At 62.0% G+C, this 18,813-nt stretch carries 16 protein-coding genes; 10 read left to right on the top strand and 6 right to left on the bottom strand.

Features of this window, described 5'->3' with window-relative positions; genetic code table 11:
• Window positions 1-7: 7 nt before the first annotated feature.
• On the bottom strand, window positions 8-595 hold the full coding sequence (locus tag OCUBac02_RS04125; RefSeq protein ID WP_047579671.1) for a hypothetical protein: 588 nt from the start codon (window positions 593-595) through the stop codon (window positions 8-10).
• 238 nt (window positions 596-833) lie between these two features.
• On the opposite strand from OCUBac02_RS04125, the gene OCUBac02_RS04120 reads away from it, so the two are divergent.
• From OCUBac02_RS04120 to OCUBac02_RS04100, 5 genes are all read left to right on the top strand, one after another.
• The gene (locus tag OCUBac02_RS04120; RefSeq protein WP_052232372.1) at window positions 834-1,979 is read left to right on the top strand and encodes an MFS transporter; all 1,146 of its coding nucleotides are present in this window, start codon (window positions 834-836) and stop codon (window positions 1,977-1,979) included.
• A 655-nt stretch (window positions 1,980-2,634) separates the two neighbouring features.
• On the top strand, window positions 2,635-2,829 hold the full coding sequence (locus tag OCUBac02_RS04115) for a ribbon-helix-helix domain-containing protein (protein ID WP_173043589.1): 195 nt from the start codon (window positions 2,635-2,637) through the stop codon (window positions 2,827-2,829).
• Window positions 2,829-3,326, top strand: a complete 498-nt coding sequence (locus OCUBac02_RS04110) for a hypothetical protein (protein WP_173043588.1) — start codon at window positions 2,829-2,831, stop codon at window positions 3,324-3,326. Before OCUBac02_RS04115 ends, OCUBac02_RS04110 begins: the two co-directional genes overlap by 1 nt.
• Before the next feature lie 127 nt (window positions 3,327-3,453).
• Window positions 3,454-3,777, top strand: coding sequence for a hypothetical protein (locus OCUBac02_RS04105; protein ID WP_173043586.1), 324 nt, complete (start codon window positions 3,454-3,456; stop codon window positions 3,775-3,777).
• Complete coding sequence (locus OCUBac02_RS04100; protein WP_348521646.1) at window positions 3,726-4,505, top strand: helix-turn-helix domain-containing protein; 780 nt, start codon at window positions 3,726-3,728, stop codon at window positions 4,503-4,505. The genes OCUBac02_RS04105 and OCUBac02_RS04100 overlap by 52 nt, the downstream gene beginning before the upstream one ends.
• Before the next feature lie 112 nt (window positions 4,506-4,617).
• Here OCUBac02_RS04100 and OCUBac02_RS04095 read toward each other — a convergent pair whose 3' ends face one another.
• A complete protein-coding gene (locus tag OCUBac02_RS04095) occupies window positions 4,618-5,232 on the bottom strand; it encodes a recombinase family protein (protein WP_173043582.1) in 615 nt (204 codons plus the stop codon).
• A gap of 321 nt (window positions 5,233-5,553) precedes the next feature.
• On the opposite strand from OCUBac02_RS04095, the gene OCUBac02_RS04090 reads away from it, so the two are divergent.
• Window positions 5,554-6,432 carry a tetratricopeptide repeat protein gene (locus OCUBac02_RS04090; protein ID WP_173043580.1) on the top strand — a complete coding sequence of 293 codons (879 nt, stop codon included), beginning with the start codon at window positions 5,554-5,556 and terminating at the stop codon, window positions 6,430-6,432.
• A 195-nt stretch (window positions 6,433-6,627) separates the two neighbouring features.
• Here OCUBac02_RS04090 and OCUBac02_RS04085 read toward each other — a convergent pair whose 3' ends face one another.
• Both OCUBac02_RS04085 and OCUBac02_RS04080 read right to left on the bottom strand, forming a co-directional pair.
• Window positions 6,628-7,875, bottom strand: coding sequence for an McrC family protein (locus OCUBac02_RS04085; protein ID WP_244639089.1), 1,248 nt, complete (start codon window positions 7,873-7,875; stop codon window positions 6,628-6,630).
• Window positions 7,876-7,904: 29 nt separating this feature from the next.
• Window positions 7,905-10,076 carry an AAA family ATPase gene (locus tag OCUBac02_RS04080; protein WP_173043576.1) on the bottom strand — a complete coding sequence of 724 codons (2,172 nt, stop codon included), beginning with the start codon at window positions 10,074-10,076 and terminating at the stop codon, window positions 7,905-7,907.
• A gap of 368 nt (window positions 10,077-10,444) precedes the next feature.
• On the opposite strand from OCUBac02_RS04080, the gene OCUBac02_RS04075 reads away from it, so the two are divergent.
• The 3 genes from OCUBac02_RS04075 (at window position 10,445) to OCUBac02_RS27205 (ending at window position 15,111) form a co-directional block, all read left to right on the top strand.
• Entirely contained in the window at window positions 10,445-13,480 is a 3,036-nt protein-coding gene (locus OCUBac02_RS04075; RefSeq protein ID WP_197933311.1) for a type I restriction endonuclease subunit R, read from the top strand.
• Window positions 13,481-13,732: 252 nt separating this feature from the next.
• Entirely contained in the window at window positions 13,733-14,737 is a 1,005-nt protein-coding gene (locus OCUBac02_RS04070) for a restriction endonuclease subunit S (RefSeq protein ID WP_173043574.1), read from the top strand.
• Window positions 14,734-15,111: a hypothetical protein gene (locus OCUBac02_RS27205; RefSeq protein WP_197933310.1), complete on the top strand. Its 378-nt coding sequence runs from the start codon at window positions 14,734-14,736 to the stop codon at window positions 15,109-15,111. Before OCUBac02_RS04070 ends, OCUBac02_RS27205 begins: the two co-directional genes overlap by 4 nt.
• Here the strand turns inward: OCUBac02_RS27205 and istB are convergent.
• Window positions 15,054-15,782: an IS21-like element helper ATPase IstB gene (gene istB, locus OCUBac02_RS04060; protein ID WP_173043572.1), complete on the bottom strand. Its 729-nt coding sequence runs from the start codon at window positions 15,780-15,782 to the stop codon at window positions 15,054-15,056. The two genes, OCUBac02_RS27205 and istB, sit on opposite strands and share 58 nt — an antisense overlap.
• A complete protein-coding gene (gene istA, locus OCUBac02_RS04055; protein WP_173043570.1) occupies window positions 15,764-17,290 on the bottom strand; it encodes an IS21 family transposase in 1,527 nt (508 codons plus the stop codon). The genes istB and istA overlap by 19 nt, the downstream gene beginning before the upstream one ends.
• Here istA and OCUBac02_RS04050 point away from each other — a divergent pair.
• Window positions 17,249-18,454 carry a DUF3987 domain-containing protein gene (locus OCUBac02_RS04050; protein WP_173043568.1) on the top strand — a complete coding sequence of 402 codons (1,206 nt, stop codon included), beginning with the start codon at window positions 17,249-17,251 and terminating at the stop codon, window positions 18,452-18,454. The two genes, istA and OCUBac02_RS04050, sit on opposite strands and share 42 nt — an antisense overlap.
• The last annotated feature ends 359 nt before the right edge of the window (window positions 18,455-18,813 follow it).

The following is an 18,813-nucleotide window of genomic DNA, read 5'->3' as shown; positions in this document are numbered from 1 at the left end:
GCCCGCTTCAGCCCATCGTGTAGACGACGCGGCCGATCCAGTAGCACTGGTAGAGGACGTGCACGCTAGCAAGCCCGATATGCACCCAACGTCGCGCCGAAACATAGGCGATCAGGCAGAGCGCCAGCCCGATCGGCACCTGCACGAGATAGTCGCCGCTGAGCTGCGTCCAATGCTCGCTGCCCTTGATCAGGGTATCGACCATGTCGAGCACGAAGGCCGCCGCCAGCAGGCCGAAGAACCAGCGCCGGCGCCGGATGAAGAAATCCTCGTAGCCGGCATATTCCGCGATATTGTCCGGGAACAGCAGCGCCGAGAGCAGGTAGAGCACGACGGCATAGCCGATCAGGAAGAGGTAGACGCCGAAGCTCCAGGCCGGAATGCGCGACAGCCCGAACTCCCACCACCAGAACAGCACGAGCTCCAGCAGGATCGAGCCGACCCAGAGCATGTGCAGCAGCGAGACGCGGTGGCGGCCGGGATGCTGGATGAAGCCGGCGAGGCCGGCCAGCATCCGCGTGATGCCGAGGCCGACGACCATGCCCAGCACGATGCGGATATGGGTGAAGAGTTCGTGCGGCGAAACGGTCTCCATGCTCCGTGCTTAAAACATCGACCGCGTCGCTGACCACTGATTTCAGGAGAGTTGCGCGACGGCTGCGCTTGTTCGGCGACAGGAATGGCCAGCAGGCCGCTGCCATCGCTTTCGGCGCCAAGCTTGCCAGTCGCGCATGCGAACGCTAAAGCGCAGCTCACGAGGTAACGTCCTCGATCCCGCCACGGGATACAGAATGTCCGGGAACGGCCCGGCCCTTTTCCTTTTGGGCCGGCTGATGACGACACCCTCGACCAGCACGATTACCGCAGCGCCGCTCGTTCGGTGGTTCATCTCCTCGGCGACGATGACGGTTCCACAGGCCGCAGGACCGGTCGCCTTCGCGCTGGTCGCCCTGGCGCTGACCGGCGACACCAGCGCGGGCGCGGCCATGATCCTGTCGATGACGCTCGCCCAGGTGATCGGCGCCATCCCGATCACGCGCTCGGGCCGAGGCTTCCCGCCCACGACCTTCCTGCGGTTTCTGGTGGTGTTCAGGACGATCGCGCTCGGAGCCCTCGCCCTGCTCGCACATCATGAAACGCCCATCATCTGGCTTGTCGCGACGTCGGCACTGGCAGGGTTGGTGAACGGCGCGGCGGCCGGATATCTGCGGACGATCCTCAACGAGCTTGCGCCGGCGTCGAAGCTTCCGCGCGCGCTCGGCATCGCATCGACGCTGAACGAGACCACCTTCGTTCTGGCACCGGTGGCGGCTTCCGGTCTGGGCACCATCTCGCCCGTCGTCGCTATCCTGGCCATCGCGATCCTCGGTGCGGTCCCCGCGCTCCTGCTTCCGAACATACGACCCGGAGCCGCTCCCGACGACGTCCATGCCCCGGACGCGTCGATCATCAGCCCGTCGATCCTGCTCTGGCTCATGTGCGCGGCGGCAGGCGGAGCGACGGTGGCCGCGCTGGAGATCGGCGCCGTCGCGCTGGCCCTGCATTTCGGCTACGCGCCGACGCTGGCGATCCTGTTCACCGTCCCGCTTTGCGTGGCTTCGGTCGCGGGCGGCATCTGGGTCAGCATCCGGAACCGCATGGCGAGCCGCCGGACCGTCCTGATCCAGTTGGCGGTCATGACGTCCGGGGCGATCCTGGCGGCGCTTCAGGTGTCGATGCTGGTGACCGTTCTCGGCGCCCTCCTGATCGGCGCGGTCCTCGCGCCGCTGGGCACCTATTATTCGCTCGTCCTCGACACGCTCGCGCCGCCGAAAAGGCGTGCGGAGGTCTTCGCCTTGCTGCGGACGGCGAACGCGGTCGGCGTGATCGTGGTGAGCGCGGTGATGACGGCGGTTTCCATCTCGACATCGCTGATCGTGGTCAGTTGCATGATGGCAACCGTCGTGATCGTCGTCGCCGTCCTGTCGCGCCGATCCTGAGGCAGCGATCTCGCGCCTGTGCCGAATAGGCGGCACACGGACATCGCCAGGACATTGACTGCGATCCATCGTCGTGGACATGGCGTCCCGGAAGGGAGCGGGCTCAACACCCTAAGAAATCAGTAAAATCTAGGCTTTTTGGCCACCAACACGGCGACGTGTGTAACACCTAGGTGTTGCAAGTTCACGAGCTTTTTTGCCTTGCAGGTGAGGCAGCCTAGGGCTTCCGCCAAGAGCGTCTTCTAACCGCGCGTAGCCGCACAGGGACGCGAGCGTGATCGCGTGAGCGAGCACGGGCGCGTGCATGTGCAGGCACGTGGCCGCACATGGGCGCGTGCACGGTCGCGCATGCGAACGAGCACGGGGCCAGCTGCCGGAGACTACATGGGGTCAGCTTCCCATTCCCTCGACCACTGCCTTCCATTCCGCTGCTCGGTCGCGCCTGTTCACGCCGCGCGCCACCGTTCGAGTGTTCGGCGTCGCAGGCTACTGAGGTTGGCGGTTGACGAAGACTTCGTCCAAGCCTTACTTACGGTCTACAAACTTTAGACAAGTAGACTGTCTTCGTACGGCAATATTTGCACCCGGTTGCAACGGATAGATATTGACTGCCCTCCAGTTCGACCGTAGGTTTTACTCAGATGGAAACCTTGTCATGCTCAATACCACCCGCATTTCGGTTCGCGCCCCGGTGGAGCTGGTGAAGAGCGTGGACCACCTCGTTTTCGCCCGTCGCATCCCGAAGGCGCCCGGCCGTTCCGCCACCCGGTCGGCTGTCATCGTCGATCTCCTCAAGCGCGGGCTGGCTCTCGTGAACGGCGGCGCCCCCGAACAGAAGGACACGCACTGATGATCCCCACCGGCTTCCTGAACCTCACGCCCCACGACACCGGGACGGACCGCTCCGCCCGGCGCCGCGCCGCTGCCACCACCGCGCTCTTTGGGGGCGCGGCTAGTCAGAGCGGCCAGAAGTTCGACTTCTCCAAGTCCGGCGCCCCGGCCATGCCGACCAGCGGAACCGGCTCCCTCGCAGACCTGTATCAGCCGGCCTTTCGTAGCGAGATCGCCCTGCGGGACAAGCGCGCCGCCCGGATGGATCGCCTGCCGGCCGCCGTTCGGAAGCTGGCCTCCGATCAGGGAGTGACAGACCTTCCCGTGTTGGAGGTCGTCGCGGTCATCTGCCGCGCTTGCACGACGATGGGCGGCAACCCGGCGCAGTGCTTCGCCAGCGATATCGGCAAGGCCATCGGCGTCACGACGCAGCGGGCCGAGGAAATCCTCCGTGAGGCCGCCCAGCGCGGCTTCATCGAGCCCCGCGCCGGCAATTACTGGCGTTGCAAGCTCTGACCAGATCGGCGGGGTTCCCCCTCTGTTGCCCCGCCGCTAGCCCGTCTTGACGGATCGGGCGCCCCTAGGGGGTCGAGTATCTCACGGGCTCGGCCCCCGGTCTTTCTTCCCGATAGGAGCCACTACCATGGCTATCTGTGACCCTGACCCGGAGGCACGCGCAAAGGCTATCCGCGCCGACCTTGCCCCTATCGCCGACAAGTTGCGCCAGATCGGCGCCACCATCGCATTCATGGAGCACCCCGACCCCATCACGCATGGCGTCACCATGTCGGTGACCACGCGAGGCCGGCTCTACGATGCTGTCACGGCCGAACTGGAACGGTTCGCTGCACGCAGCGGAGGCAAGGTCTATAGGGCAGACCCGGCCGACATCGCCGCTGGTGATCCCGATGGGGAATGCCTCGCGATCCTCTCGCACATCGTTGTCCGGCGCCGCGCCGCCGCCTAGCCATGTGTATTGTGTGCAGGTCGCCGCAACGGCTCGCGGCGGAAGCCCGTCTCAGGGCTGGGACCAGCCTTCGCGCTATCGAGGCCGAGTTCCCGGCGCTGAACCGGAACTCGCTTAGCCGGCATAACCGCATGCATATGACGGACGCACCGGCTGGGACACCCGCTACAACGGGTTGCGCGGCCATTTCAAAAGACCCACCCCAGAACGCCCCTGCCGTCCGGCACCGCACACGCCCCCAAACCGATGCCGAGAGCCGCTTGCGGACCGTCATGCTGATGCTTGACGATGGCTACACCTACTCCGAGATCGCCCGGCACCTGAATATCCACCCCAGCACGGCCCGTGAGGTCATAGTCCGTGCCGAACGACATGCAGTAGAGCGGGTCCGCGCCCAAACCGTGGATAAGCTGGTCGCCCAGCGCGATATCGCACGCCAAGCCCGCGCCCGGAACCTCGCCCGCCTTCAAGAGCAGGCAGAGGCACGGAACGACGTGCACACTCAGCTCGACATAGCGAAGATCAGGCTGACCGAAGAGCGCCTACAAATGGATTGGATGGACAAGCTGGGGGCCTTTGATCATTTCCGCATCAAGACCCACGAGGAACACCAGCGAAGCGAAGGTCACTCGCCCGATGACCTGATCGGCATGGCGAAGCAGCTCTTCGGGGCACTCGCTGCCGATGATCCCGTAGCAGCTCTGGAAGCTATGGCTGACGAGGCGTGACGGCCCCGCCGGTTACCGTCTCCTGATCCCGCCCAGCCCAACCTGCCCGCCGGGCCACAACGTTGCGTGACGCGCTTTCGCTGCTCAGAGTGACAGTGACACGGATGACGGATCAGGGCCTGACGATCTTCGCGATCTTCGCCACCGTCGCTCGGCTGCATCCGGTAGCCGCCTGCACCTTCGACCACGACATGCCGGCTTTGAGCATCGATGCGATGCCATCATTACGCTTGGTATCGGCCGGTCGGCCTTTATAGCGGCCCTCGGCCTTAGCCTTAGCTTGTCCCTGCGCCTGCCGGCGGCGGCGGTCCTCATAGTCCTTCCGGGCGACGGCCGCGAGCATGTCCAGCATCATCGCGTTGATGGCGTCGAACATGCGCACGGTGAACTCGACGGCCTTCGGGTCGGCCATGGCCCAGCTCGTCGGCAGGTCCAGCGCGACGACGCGAACATGGCGAGCGGCCAGCTCGGCCTTCAGCTTGGACCAGTCATCCGCGTTCAAGCGGGATAGGCGGTCCACCTGCTCGATGAGGAGGATGTCGCCGGGCCTGCTGTCGGCCAGCAAGCGGAACAGCTCCGGGCGCTTGAACGACGCGCCGCTCTCGTTCTCGACATAGGTGGCGGCGATGGCGAGGCCACGCTCTGCGGCGAAGGCTTCGACTTGTTCGCGTGCTCGGGTGGCATCCTGCTCGAAGGTGGAGGCTCGGAGATAGGCCCGGACAAACATGTCTGTCTCATTGGTTCACTTAGAATGGTATCCATATTGATGGTTTAATTTGGATTGTCAAACATATTTTATGAACCAGGCAATTGCTGGATCACGAAAGGCATACCCAAATGAAACCAAGTCTCTCCCCCTTCCCGTACTCGTCCATCTCACACAGACCGAGTAGGACAGTTGGTCTCATCGCTTGACCTCGCATCGTCGCGCCGGTGGATGGGTGCAGCACGGGCGGTGTGAAGCGGAGTAGGCGATCGCTATAAAGCCGCGACGCAACATGCGTGCTAGGATGGCGCACGGTGGGCGCGAGCACAGGAAAACCATGGCATGCGCGGCGAGCATCCTGGCAACGGGCGGGCAAGCGAAAGTAGACGGCATCAGATTTCGGAGCCATCGACTGGGACCGCAGGTTCGCGCGCAGCCCTCGCCGTTATTGTGCTGCTGTTGAGCCTTGCTACACCCGTGGCTGCTGGTCCGCTTGAGGACGCTGCCAACGCATACAAGAAGGGCGACTACGCCACTGTTGTGCGGCTTTTGCGGCCGCTCGCCGACCAAGGTCACGCTCCCGCCCAAGTCCGTCTCGGCTACGCATACAGCAAGGGCGAGGGCGTGCCGCGGAGTCACGCTGAGGCAGTGAGGTGGTATCGTCTCGCGGCCGACCAAGGCAACGCCGACGCGCAGAATAATCTCGGTGTCATGTACCGAAAGGGCGAAGGCGTGCCGCAGAGCCTCTCTGAGGCGGTGAGGTGGATTCGCCTAGCCGCTGACCAAGGCGACGCCAGCGCACAGATCAATCTCGCCCTCTCGTACCGCAACGGCGAGGGCGTGCCTCAGAGCCACGTCGAAGCGGTGAAGTGGTTTCGCCTCGCCGCTGACCAAGGCCACGCCAACGCGCAGCGCCTTCTCGGCGTAATCTATCGCAATGGAGAGGGCGTGCCGCAGAACCACAGCGAGGCGGTGAAGTGGGTTCGCCTCGCCGCTGACCAAGGTAACCCCCCCGCGCAAGGCATTCTGGGTCTCGCCTACCACAATGGTGAGGGCGTACCGCAGGATTTCGTACGCGCACATATGTGGTTCAACTTATCGGCCGCACAGGGCGATAAAGATGCTGCGAAATTCAGAGACCGCATTTCAAAGCGCATGACGCCCGCGCAAATCGCGGAAGCCCAGAAGCTGGCGGGTGAGTGGCAACCTAAGAGGCCCTGATAGCCAAAACATCAGCCACAGACTTCCCGTCGCGCGAACCAGTAGCGGCGCCCCATCACCGCGTCAGCGTGAGACAACCCCAACGAACATTTGGCCTTGTGGCAAAGCAAGCGGAATCCTGCGAGAGGTGGCTACGTGGGCGGTGCATGTTCGGACTATTTGCCAAAGGCACGACCCCTCGGTCTGTTTGGTAGCCTAAGTGCCAATGTGACAATGCGAAACCAGCGCGCGGAGCTGCTCCGGCACCGTCGAAAGTTGCCTGAGATCGAGAGTGCCGACGAGAAGCTCATCATTGCTGCCGATGATCCGATGGCGGCCGCGTAAACCCGGCGTCTCTCCGAGCCTCGCGTGGTGAGGGTAGAGTAAGAGCAGCCGCGCACATCGGTACAGCCGACCATAGGCCATCATCTGATAGACATCGGATTGGGAAACCCCTTGCTTCGGATCCTCGAAGACCGGCGCGAGGCGCTTCCACTTTGTGTCGATCACGAGAGTGGTTGAGATATCTCGTTTGACCAAGATATCGGGCTTTGTGCGAAACCTTCGGGCGCCGCTTACTGAATCCTCAAGGCAATGTAGCAGGCCGCCCTGCGCCACCACGCGCTGCCCGCTGCCTATCATCACGCGGGCCAGCAATCGTGCGACGTACTCTTCGAACAGCTCGTTCATCGGGAATAGCAGGGAGAACCCAGCCGCTGTTCCTGTCGAGGTGCGCTGGAAGCGTCCTTCGAGCAGTAGCCGCGCGAGCGCCAGAAGGTCGCGCCAGCGGGCGTTAGTGCGGTCGAGGATCACGGCATCGAAGCGCAAGGCCTCGACCGGGACCTGCGTGATGTCAGCGTATGCGAAGGCGAGCTCCCGGAGGATACGACGAGTCTCGGTGCCGCGAGCGAGTGTCAGGAGGCGAAGCACTGTTGCTCTCATAATTTGGTTCAGCGCGATATCGGCGGAAAGCGCGTCAAACCGGCACGCGAGGGTCTGGGGGCTAGCGGCAAGCCGAGTGAACTGTCGCGTAGCGTCGAGGCGGCCGCGCAAGACGGACAGGTCCTCTTCTTTGCCGACATAGCGCCTCGGCATGCCCCTGCGCACCGCCTCGGTTAACATCTGGGCGAACAGGCGGATGAGGATCTCTATGAGATCATCCCGCTGCCAGTCGAGTGAGGCCAGCGTCCCCGCGGACACTTCTAGGTCGTGGGTCACGGCGAGCATATGCACGAGCTGGCGGCGAATGCCTCCATTGTCGAGGTTGTCGATCTTCGGCAGGATCTCAAGCGCGCAGCCCTCGGCCGCAAGTATGCCGACCGCCTGGACGGCCCTTAGTTCCTTGCGGCCGAGGCTGATGATCCCGCTTCCGTCGGCGCCCCCGAGCGGCAGCGCCCGAGCGACTGCAGCCAGCCGCATTGCTGCTGCCTCGTCGATCTGCCCGTCACCGGGGCCATAGGTCATCCGGCCCCATTCGGACACTGTTCTGCGGATCACGCAGGGGCCTGATAAGCGTTAGGGGCGAACGCCGCCCGGACGGACCAGCGCGAGCGTTCCTCGGCCCCCTCCTCTGCGAGACCGGAGGGCGGCTTGAGCGCGGTTCGCTCTAGGAAGAGCTCGCCCGCCGGATCGCCAAGCGCGAGGGCCACCTTGCTCCAATCCTCGTAGAAGTATTCGGCGAGCAGAGGGATAACCCGGTGGCGCATCACCTCGTCAACGTCGGCTCGGCTCGCGCAGTGGATGAAGTAGGCATGGCCGATTTGATGCTCCCGGTCAAAGAGGTACTCGATGCGAGCGTTGATCCCATAGAGCAGCGCCACCAGGTCAATGCCACACCGCTCGCTCCCTTCAGCGAGAAGCTCTGGCTCGGGCATGAGCTCCTCGAAGCTAAAGCGGCGGCGCAGGGCCGTGTCGAGGAGCGCGATCGATCGGTCTGCGGTGTTCATGGTGCCGACGATGTGGAGGTTGTCGGGCACCCCGAAGCTATCGCCGGACGCTGGGAGGCGGACGGTGATCTCCCCCGGGCGCCCCAGCCGCTTGTCCGGCTCGATGAGAGTGATTAGCTCGCCAAAGACCTTCGAAATGTTAGCCCGATTGATCTCGTCGATCACCAGCACGAATTGGTCGGGCGGCGCCGGTGTGTCCGGGCCAGGACCGCCCGGCAGTAGACGTGCAAGGGCCTCTCGCTTCAGGTGGTCGTCGGCTAGAAGGTAGCAAGAGGCCTGCGAGAACTGCTTGCCGTAAATCTCCTCCACCGGCAGCGGCTCGCTGAGGACTAGGAGCCATCGCACGTCCCGCCGATGCGCGTAGCCGCTGACGTCTGCTGGATCGTAGCGGTAGGGACCGGTCACCTCGCCGATGGCCCGGAACCGCAAGTTTCCCTCCGAGACGATTATGAGGTCGCCCACCCGCATTGAGCGGAAGCGCCAGATTTGGGCGATGTTGCCCGCATTGCCCGAGGTGCCCGGCTCGATCTGGTTCCAGCGATCGAACACCGCTTGGTAGTTCTCGTATTTTGGATCCGACCAGTCCTCGGAACCGCCCCAACCTAGAATCGCGTAACCGCCCGAGATTGCGGCCTCGTAGATATGGTCCTCGCTTCCGGCCCGGCCGAGCGACATTTTGTAGACGCGCCGCCCGTTGAGGTCGAAGGGGGCCGAGGGCGAGCCCTTCTTGCGCGCCTGCTCCGCCAGGGTTGCGATCTCCCGAAAAATGCCGCGCCGTGGCTCCAGCCGGAAACCCGTTGCGTCTTCGCCCGCACCGGTTAGCGGCCTTAGGCCCTCCACAAAATCTTCGTAGGAGTAGGACTGGTGAAAGGTGACGAAGCGGATCTGCCCCGCCTCAGAGAGCCCACGATAGCGGGCCATTGTCGCCTCGCGCGTATCCGGGACCGCTCCGTCGCACAGCCGCACGGCCTCTGCGGCGGTCCTGTAAGTCTTTCCGGTTCCGGGAGGGCCGTAGAGGATCAGGTTGGTGGGGTCTGGCATTGAGAGCAGCACGGGAGTTTCGGACTGGGTTGCGGCCGGGCGGCTCCCGCCCTCGATTGGAAGGTCGAGCGCGTCGGCGATGTCCGGACGGAGCCGGTACGCGACAAGCCTTCCGGGAAACTTCATGTAGCTGGTCCCATTGACGCCGACCTCCCGGATCCGCACGGCGCGACCGTCGATAAGGAGCGCGCGCGCCACCTCGACGATGTCCTGCTCCTCAATCGCGTCGTCGGTCTCGTTGGAGGCGCCCTCCGGCTTGATCCGGTAGGCTTCGGTTCCTGAAGCACGGCTTTTCATCCGAACCGGCCTGAAATTCTTGCCATTCCCGTCGAAGAGAGCAACCGGATCCTCGTCGGCATCGACCAGTTCGCCCTTACTGAAGGCGGCGTACCGACGAAGCCAGTAAAGGTGGCCATGGAGTCTCGGCACTGGATTAGTCGCATCGGGCATGAGTATGCGGAACCGCTCGCCACCAGCGCGGGCGTCATCACGTACGCTTTCAAGGGCCAGACGGGCTTGCTCAAGGCCGTCGGCAGTAAACGCTGCATCAAGATCGCTGGAGGACACACCCAGCTCAGCCAAATGCCGCTCGATACGGAAAACCGTGTTGAGACCTGTGTTGACGGCATTCGGCGAATGCTTTGGCTCCAGCCAGGATCGAAACTCTTCGCGCCTCAACGTGATTCGCCCCCGAAAATTACGTTCTTACCCGTCTACTACCGAGGCTCAGGGCCATAGGCTAATTTTTCAAGCTCTTTGCTCGCTTCGCCTCTCGATCCATAGGTGCCGATTAGTATGGGCCGGCATCTTGGCTATGGGGCGTATGGGCAGCAGCCATCAGGCGGCGGCGCTCCAAGCGTATTGCGATAGCCGACTGCCCGCCTGCCGATCACGTTAATCGATCAGTTGCAATCCCGTCTCAGCTTCGCGTTGAGACTGCATTGGCAGACCAAAGCCAGGCTCCCCTTCCTGACAAATCACCGATACACGTGTCAGAAGCTGATTCACTGATGCTCTGTCAGAGGCTGTGGAGCGATGCTCTAACTATGAACATATTCGAACGCGCCTTGGAGCAGTCGCTCGTAACTAGATTGCAGGATCTGAAATATGAGTATCGCGCGGACATCCGTGACCGCACTTCGCTGGAGCAGAATTTTCGGCAGAAGTTCGAAGCGCTGAACCGCGTTCGCCTTACGGACACCGAGTTCGCCCGGCTTCTAGACGAAATTGTCACGCCCGACGTTTTCACAGCCTCACGCACGCTGCGCGAGCGCAATAGCTTCATTCGTGATGACGGTACGCCACTCAACTACACGCTCGTCAACATCAGGGATTGGTGCAAAAATTCCTTCGAGTTGGTCAATCAGCTCCGTATCAACACCGACAACAGCCACCATCGCTATGACGTCATTCTCCTGATCAATGGGGTACCGGTCGTTCAGATCGAACTGAAAACTCTCGGCATAAGCCCCCGGCGTGCCATGGAGCAGATCGTCGAATACAAAAATGATCCTGGGAATGGCTACACCAAGACCATCCTATGCTTTCTACAAATTTTCATCGTTAGCAATCGAGATCGAACATTCTATTTTGCGAACAACAACGCGCGGCATTTCGCATTCAATGCTGAAGAGCGCTTTCTGCCGGTCTACGAATTTGCCGATCTAGGCAACAAGAAGGTTGTTCACCTCGACAGTTTTGCAGAGACCTTCCTCGCCAAGTGCACTCTTGGCCAGACGATCAGCCGATACATGGTTCTAGTCGCAAGCGAGCAGAAACTTCTGATGATGCGGCCGTATCAGGTCTACGCGGTGAAGGCGATTGTCGACTCGATCGCCCAGGACTGCGGCAACGGCTACATCTGGCACACGACTGGCAGCGGCAAGACGCTTACCTCCTTCAAGGCGTCAACGCTGCTGAAGGACAATCCTGACATCGAGAAGTGCCTTTTCGTCGTGGACCGCAAGGATCTGGATCGGCAGACGCGCGAGGAGTTCAACAAATTTCAGGAAGGCTGCGTCGAGGAAAACACCAACACCGCCTCCCTAGTGCGACGCCTCCTTTCGGACGACTACGCCGACAAGGTCATTGTCTGCACGATCCAGAAGCTGGGGCTCGCGCTGGACGAAAACAGCAAGCGCAACAAGCAGCAGAAGAAAGACGGTAAGAAGAGCTTCAAGGAACAGCTGGAACCCCTGCGCGACAAGCGCATCGCCTTCATCTTCGACGAATGCCACCGGTCCCAGTTCGGCGAGAACCACAAGGCAATCAAGCAGTTCTTCCCGCGCGCCCAACTCTTCGGCTTCACCGGAACGCCCATCTTCGATCAGAACGCTGCACAGCAAAAGATCGAAGACAGCCAGGCCAGCATGAAGACGACGGAGGACCTCTTCCAGCAGCGACTTCACACCTACACGATCACCCATGCCATCGAAGACGGAAACGTCCTTCGTTTCCACGTCGATTACTTCAAGCCGCAGGGCAAGACCCTGCCCAGGCCGGGCGAGCCGCTGGCCAAGCGGGCGGTCATCGAGGCGATCCTGGCCAAGCACGACGCGGCAACTGGTCAGCGCCGGTTCAATGCCTTGCTCGCCACCTCGTCGATTAGTGACGCAATCGAGTATCACACCCTCTTCAAGACCATGCAGGCCGAGAAGCAGGTCGCCGATCCCAACTTCCTGCCGTTGAACGTCGTGTGCGTCTTCTCCCCGCCGGCCGACGGCGATCCTGACGTGAAGCAGATTCAGGAAGACTTGCCGCAGGAGAAGGAAGACAACGCCGTCGATCCGGAGAAAAAGAAAGAAGCCCTGAAGGCTATCCTCGTGGACTACAACGCCGATTATGGCACTAACCACAAGATCGGCGAATTCGACCTGTATTATCAGGACGTACAGAAACGTATCAAAGACCAGCAGTGGCCCGAAGCTGATCTACGGAAAGCCTACCCGAATGTGCCACACCACAAAATCGACATCACCATCGTCGTTGACATGCTGCTCACTGGCTTTGATTCCAAGTTCCTGAACACGCTTTACGTCGACAAGAACCTTAAGCATCACGGACTGATCCAGGCCTTCTCGCGCACCAATCGGGTGCTGAACGCCACCAAGCCCTACGGCAATATTCTTGACTTCCGGCAGCAGCAGGGCGCGGTCGATGCCGCCATCGCCCTATTCTCCGGCGAAGCCGCCGCCGAGAAGGCCCGTGAGATCTGGCTGGTGGACAAGGCCCCCGTGGTCATCCAGAAACTGGAAATTGCCGTCCAAAAGCTCGACACATTCATGAAGTCGCAGGGCCTCGACTGCGCCCCGTATGCCGTGTCGAACCTCAAGGGCGACGCGGCCCGCGCGACCTTCATCGAGCATTTCAAGGAGGTCCAGCGGCTCAAAACCCAGCTCGATCAGTACACCGATCTGACGGACGAGAACCGCACCGACATCGAACAGGTCTTGCCGCGCGATAACCTGCTTGGGTTTCGCGGCGCCTATCTGGAAACCGCCCAACGCTTGCGGGCGCAACAGGGCAAGGGCGGAGATCAGGGCGACGGAAAGCCCAGCCAGGATGCCGACCAGCTTGATTTCGAGTTCGTTCTCTTCGCATCGGCCGTCATCGACTACGACTACATCATGGGCCTGATCGCTCGCTATTCGGAAAGCGCGCCCGGCAAGCAGAAGATGAGCCGCGCAGAGCTGATCGGCCTGATCCAGTCCGATGCCAAGTTCATGGACGAGCGCGAGGACATCGCCGCCTATATCAACACCCTGAAGGCGGGCGAGGGTTTAAGCGAAAAGGCGATCCGCGATGGCTATAGCCGCTTCAAGACAGAGAAGAACGCGGCGGAATTGGCGGGCATCGCGGGCAAGCACGGGCTGGCCACCGAAGCGCTGCAAGGCTTTGTCGATACCATCCTGCAACGCATGATCTTTGACGGCGAGGCGCTTACCGACCTGATGGAACCTCTAGGCCTGAACTGGAAGACGCGGCGGGTCAAGGAACTGGACCTGATGGCCGACCTGATGCCGTTGCTGCTCAAGCGGGCCGCTGGGCGCGAAATTTCGGGGCTGAGCGCTTATGAGCAGTAAGGGGAAATCATCAGCCGAGGCGGGCGGACGGGCGGGATTGGTGCCAAAGCTGCGGTTTCCGGAGTTTCAGGCAGCTCAGGGGTGGGAATACAAGCGTTTGGCCTCATTCTTGAGAGACAGCAGTGGGCGAGCTCCATCAACCACCACACTGCCTGTCTTCAGCTCAACTAGAGAAGGGCTACGGCGCCAGGACGCATACTTCGATGGTAGGGTCCTTCAGAACAACAACGACTATGGCGTGGTGCCACCCGGTTGCTTCGTTTATCGTCACATGAGCGACGATGCACCTTCAAGTTTAACATCAATGATACAGGCGGCGAAGTTGCTGTAAGCAAAGAGTATCCTGTCTTTGAAACGGTCGGGCTCAATTCAAAATTTCTACTCGAATTATTGAACGAGGGTGACGAATTCAAGCATTTCGCTTTTTCGCAGAAGGCGGGCGGTACGCGGACCAGACTGTATTTCAGTAAGCTCTGCGAGTGGCGCACCCATCTTCCAACCCTCGCTGAGCAGCAAAAGATCGCCGAATGCCTGGATTCTGCGGACGCGCTGGCTGCCGCGCAGGGACGGAAGGTGGAGACGCTGACGGCTCAAAAGAAGGGCCTGATGCAGCAGCTTTTTCCCAAAGAGGGCGAAACCAAGCCCCGTCTCCGCTTCCCCGAGTTCGAGGGGGCGGGTGAGTGGGAGGTTCGGACGATTGGAGAGATGTTTAGCCTAATTAACGGATGCGCCTTCAAGCCTGAGGATTGGCAAACGAGCGGGACTCCAATCATCCGCATCCAGAATCTGAACGACCCGTCCGCTGAGTTCAACTACTCCCAAGAGCCAGTGCCAGAACGAAACCGCGTCGAACCAGGAGATTTACTATTTGCTTGGTCTGGAACGCTGGGTTCGTCTTTCGGTGCCCGTATTTGGAATGGCCCATCTGGCGTCTTGAATCAGCATATTTACAAGGTGCTGATGGATGAGCAGCAGGTCATATTACAGTTCGCGTTACTGGTCCTTACGAGGGTTGAAGAAGAAATCGCAAGACGGACGCATGGGTTCAAATCTTCGTTCGTCCACGTAAAAAAGTCGGATCTTGTTAAAATTGAGATGCTACTGCCATCGCCCCGCGAACAACAGCGCATCGGCGACTGCCTCAGCTCATTTGACGACCTGATCGCCGCCGAGGTCCGAAAGCTCGACACCCTCAAGACCCACAAGAAGGGCCTGATGCAGCAGCTTTTCCCCCAGGTTGGGGAAGCTGGCGCATGAGCACCTACAAGAACCTGAAAAGCCTGGTGGCCCGGCTTCGTGACGATCTGAACAATCCCACAGGACCCGCCTCTCTGCTATTGATCTACGCTTACAACCGAACCGGTAAGACCCGTCTGTCGATGGAGTTCAAGGACGCGGGGAAGCGCAAGAACAAGAGGTGTCAAATCGCGTTGAAGGGCAGCCCCCTTATCGCATTGAAGGCTAGCCCCCCTGCAAGCCTGGTCGGACGTGCCGGGATCGCCCCGGCTGAGCTGGTCAGGGTTGCTGGGCCGGGGCGATTTCGGCGTCCAGCTCGCGAAGGTCTCGGGAGCGTTCAGGCGCGGTTCTTGAAGCGCCAACTCTCGTTGCCGGTCTCAATGATGTCGCAGTGATGCGTGAGCCGATCCAACATCGCAGTCGTCATCTTGGCGTCGGTGAAAATCTGGGGCCAGTCGGCGAAGGCGAGATTGGTGGTGATGATGATCGAGGTGTTCTCGTAGAGCTTGCTGATCAGGTGGAAGAGCAACTGCGCGCCGGCCTGACTGAAGGGCAGATAGCCGAGCTCGTCGATGACGACGAGATCCTGGCGCAGCAGGGCTTCGACGATGCGTCCGCTCTTGCCGGCGGCCTTCTCCTGTTCGAGCTGATTGACCAGGTCGACGAGGTTGAAGAAGCGGCCGCGGGCGCGCGCCCGGATGACGGCGGCGGCGATCGCGATGGCGAGATGGGTCTTTCCCGTTCCGGTGCCGCCGATCAGGATGAGATTGCGCCTGGCGTCGATGAACTCGCCGGTGGCGAGCTCGCGGATGTGTCCCTCGTCCACCGGCGTGTCGTCGAAGATGAAGGCATCGAGATCCTTCAGAACCGGGAATCTGGCGCCGCTGATGCGATAGTTGATTGAACGCGACTGGCGATGGGTCAGCTCCGCGCGGATCAGGCTCGCCAGCAGGGGATAGATCTCCTCGCGGCGGTTCAGGCCTTTGCCGGCGATCTCGTCGAAGCTGGCGCGCATGCCGTAGAGCTTGAGGCTGGTCATCGCCTCGATCAGTTGGTGGCGTTCCATGGCGAGGCTTCCCTTCTCTTGCGCAGGTTGTCGTATCGGGCGCAGTCGGCGACCGGCTCGGTCTTGAGCCTGAGGGCGTTGGGTGTGGTGATGCTGGCTGGAACAGGCGGCTGGCGACGGCGCGCCAGGATCGCGATGACGACGTCGCCGCTGGCGATGCCGGCCGCGAGCGCCTCGGTGCAGGCCTCCGCCACAGCGGCAATGCCGTCCTCGGGGACGCGGCCGAGGATCTTCACAAACTGACGGTCACCATCGACATGACGCCGCAGCTTCTCACGCACCACGGTGAGCGGCGCCGGCAAATCCCAGTCCTTGAACGGCGCGCCATTGCGTAGAGCACCCGGCTTGCGCATCAGCACCGGCAGATAGTGCCAGGGATCATAGACGACCTGATCGCGCTTGAAGCTGCGGGGATGGTCGGCGACCGTCTCGCCATCGAGCAACACAACGATCCGGTCGGCATAGGCGCGCACTAGCACGGCGCGGCCGGCGGCTCGGGCATCGACGCTGTACTTGTTGCGATCATGCGTGATCAGGCAGGTCGTGGTCGCCCGCATCGGCTTCTCGACGAAGCCGGCGAAGGGGCCCAGATACGGCATCAGCCGCGCCTTCTCCTCCTCGAAGACCTCAATGACAGACCGATCGCGGAACTCGGGATGCTTGGCCCGCCGAGCGTAGGCGACACATTGGTCGGCGAGCCAGGCGTTCAACTCGTCGAGCGTCTTCACCTTCGGTCGCGGGCGGAACAGCAAATCGCGGATCGTGCCGACCTGGTTCTCGACCTGGCCCTTCTCCCAGCCGGCCGCCGGCGTGCAGGCCACCGGCTCGACGAGGTGATGCGAGCAGAGCTGAAGGAAGCGCCGGTTGTACTCCCGGGCGCGGCCGACGAAGACGGTCTCCACCGCGGTCTTCATGTTGTCGTAGATGCCGCGCCGACAGACCCCGCCATAGAAGGCGAAGGCCTTGTCATGCGCGTCGAAGACCATCTCCTGCGTCTCGCGGAAATAGGCGCGCACGATCGGCATCCGGCTATAGGCCAGTCGCATCTGGGCGACCTTCACCACCACGGGCAGCCCGTGGAGTTCGATCGCCTCGTGGCTCCAGTCAAACTGATAGGCCTCGCCGGGATCGAAGCGCAGCGGAATGAAGGCCTGCGCCGGCAGCCGGGCGCGATCGGCACGCCAGGCCTTCACGAACCGATGGACGCTGTCATGGGCTCCGTCGTAGCCGCGCCCGCGCAGCTCCTCGAACAGCCGGATCGTTGAGCGTCGCTCGCGCCGCGGCAGCCGGTCTTCGGCCTCGAGGATCGCCGTCAGCGTATCGACCCAGGCTCCAAGCTTCCGCCGCGGCTGGACCTCGCGCTTGTAGATGAACTCGGTCGCGCCGGAGCGGAGCACTTTGCGAACCGTGTCGCGCGCGAGGCCGAGTTCCCGCGCGATCCGCTTGATCCCCTTGCCGTTCTGGAAATGCTCGAACCGGATCCGACCGATCGTCTCCACACCCGTCATCCCCGGACCCTTCCGAAAAGACGGAAGGATCAGCCGCAGCCGATAACAGGGGGGCTAACCTTCAAAGCGATAACCGCCCCTCACGGGGCCAACATTGCAGGCGATCTCACACGCAAGATCGAGAACGACGCCAAGATTGACCACGACGAGCGCCGGAGCCGTCTGGAAGAGCTTGGCGACGAGCCGCGCCGGCCGCTTGCCCCGGTCCTCACCAGCGGCGACGTTACGCCTGATGGCTTGACGAAGAATTGGGGCTGGATGCACGGCGCCCTTGGCGTATTCAGCGCGGAGGGCGGGCAGTTCACGGCCGGGCACGGCATGAACGATGACAACCGACTGCGCACGGCGGCGATGCTCTCCGGCCTATGGGATGGGAACGGTGCGGTCCGCATCCGTGCCGGTGATGGCGTCACCACCCTGTCCGGCCGACGCTTGAGCGCGCACCTGATGGTGCAGCCAGACGCTGCCGCCGGCTTTCTCTCGGATCGGACCCTCCGCGATCAGGGATTGCTCTCGCGTGTGCTGCTGGCCTCTCCCGTCTCCCTCGCCGGGCAGCGGATCTATCGCAAGGCCAGCCTGGAAGACGAGCGAGCCATCGGTGACTACGGAAAGCAAGTCTTGCGGCTGCTGGAGCGTGCGCCGCGCAACCTGGGGGCGCCCAACGAACTGGATCCGATGCCGCTCTCGATGACGAGCGAGGCGGAGGCTGAGTGGGTCCAGTTTTTCAACCACGTCGAGCGAGAGTGTGGCGCACACGGCGATCTGAAGATCATTCGGGATGTCGCGGCGAAGGCGGCCGAGAATGCTGCTCGGATCGCCGGGGTTATCAGCGCCATCGAAAACCCGAACCTTCAGGAGATCAAGCTGGAGGGAATGCGCTGCGGTATCGCCCTGGCTGACTGGTATGTCAGGGAGGCTCTTCGCCTGGCGCACGCCTCAAGGCTCGACCCTAAGCTGCTGCGGGCTCAGACCTTGCTCGACTGGCTGAAGGGCCGAGAGCGGCCCGAGATCGGCTTTCGCGACATCCTCCAGTTCGGGCCTTCAGCCACCAGGACGAAGGCGGCGGCGGACGATGCGTCGGCGCTGCTTCAGGCGCACGGCTGGCTCCGAGAGATCAACGCCCGGCCCAAGCGTTTTCTGCTTCTCGATGATGGAGGAGAGTGATGGCGTATCGCCCATTCTATGATCTCGTATCCGAGGACACCCCTGCTACGTTTGCTAATCCTGCTACGGTTCAGGTTCAGGCCGCCCCAACCGTAGCAGGATTAGCAACTGTAGCAGGGGTGTCAGCGGAAACAGAGAAGCTGGAGACGCTATCAGCCGAAGACGAGCGGGCCGCCTACGAGGAACGGGCAGGCATCCTCGAATACGACTGCGGGCTTCCGAGGGCTGAGGCTGAACATCTTGCCGGCCTTCAAACGGGATATATTTTGCCCCAGCGCTGCTGGGGTGAAATGCCCGGAAATTTGGCTGATTATGCCGAGAGATTGGATGCACGCTCGTGCGAGCCTGACACGTCGTCA

The organism is Bosea sp. ANAM02, assembly GCF_011764485.1.
Taxonomy (GTDB): Bacteria; Pseudomonadota; Alphaproteobacteria; order Rhizobiales; family Beijerinckiaceae; genus Allobosea.
This window is presented reverse-complemented; position numbering and strand designations above follow the sequence as displayed.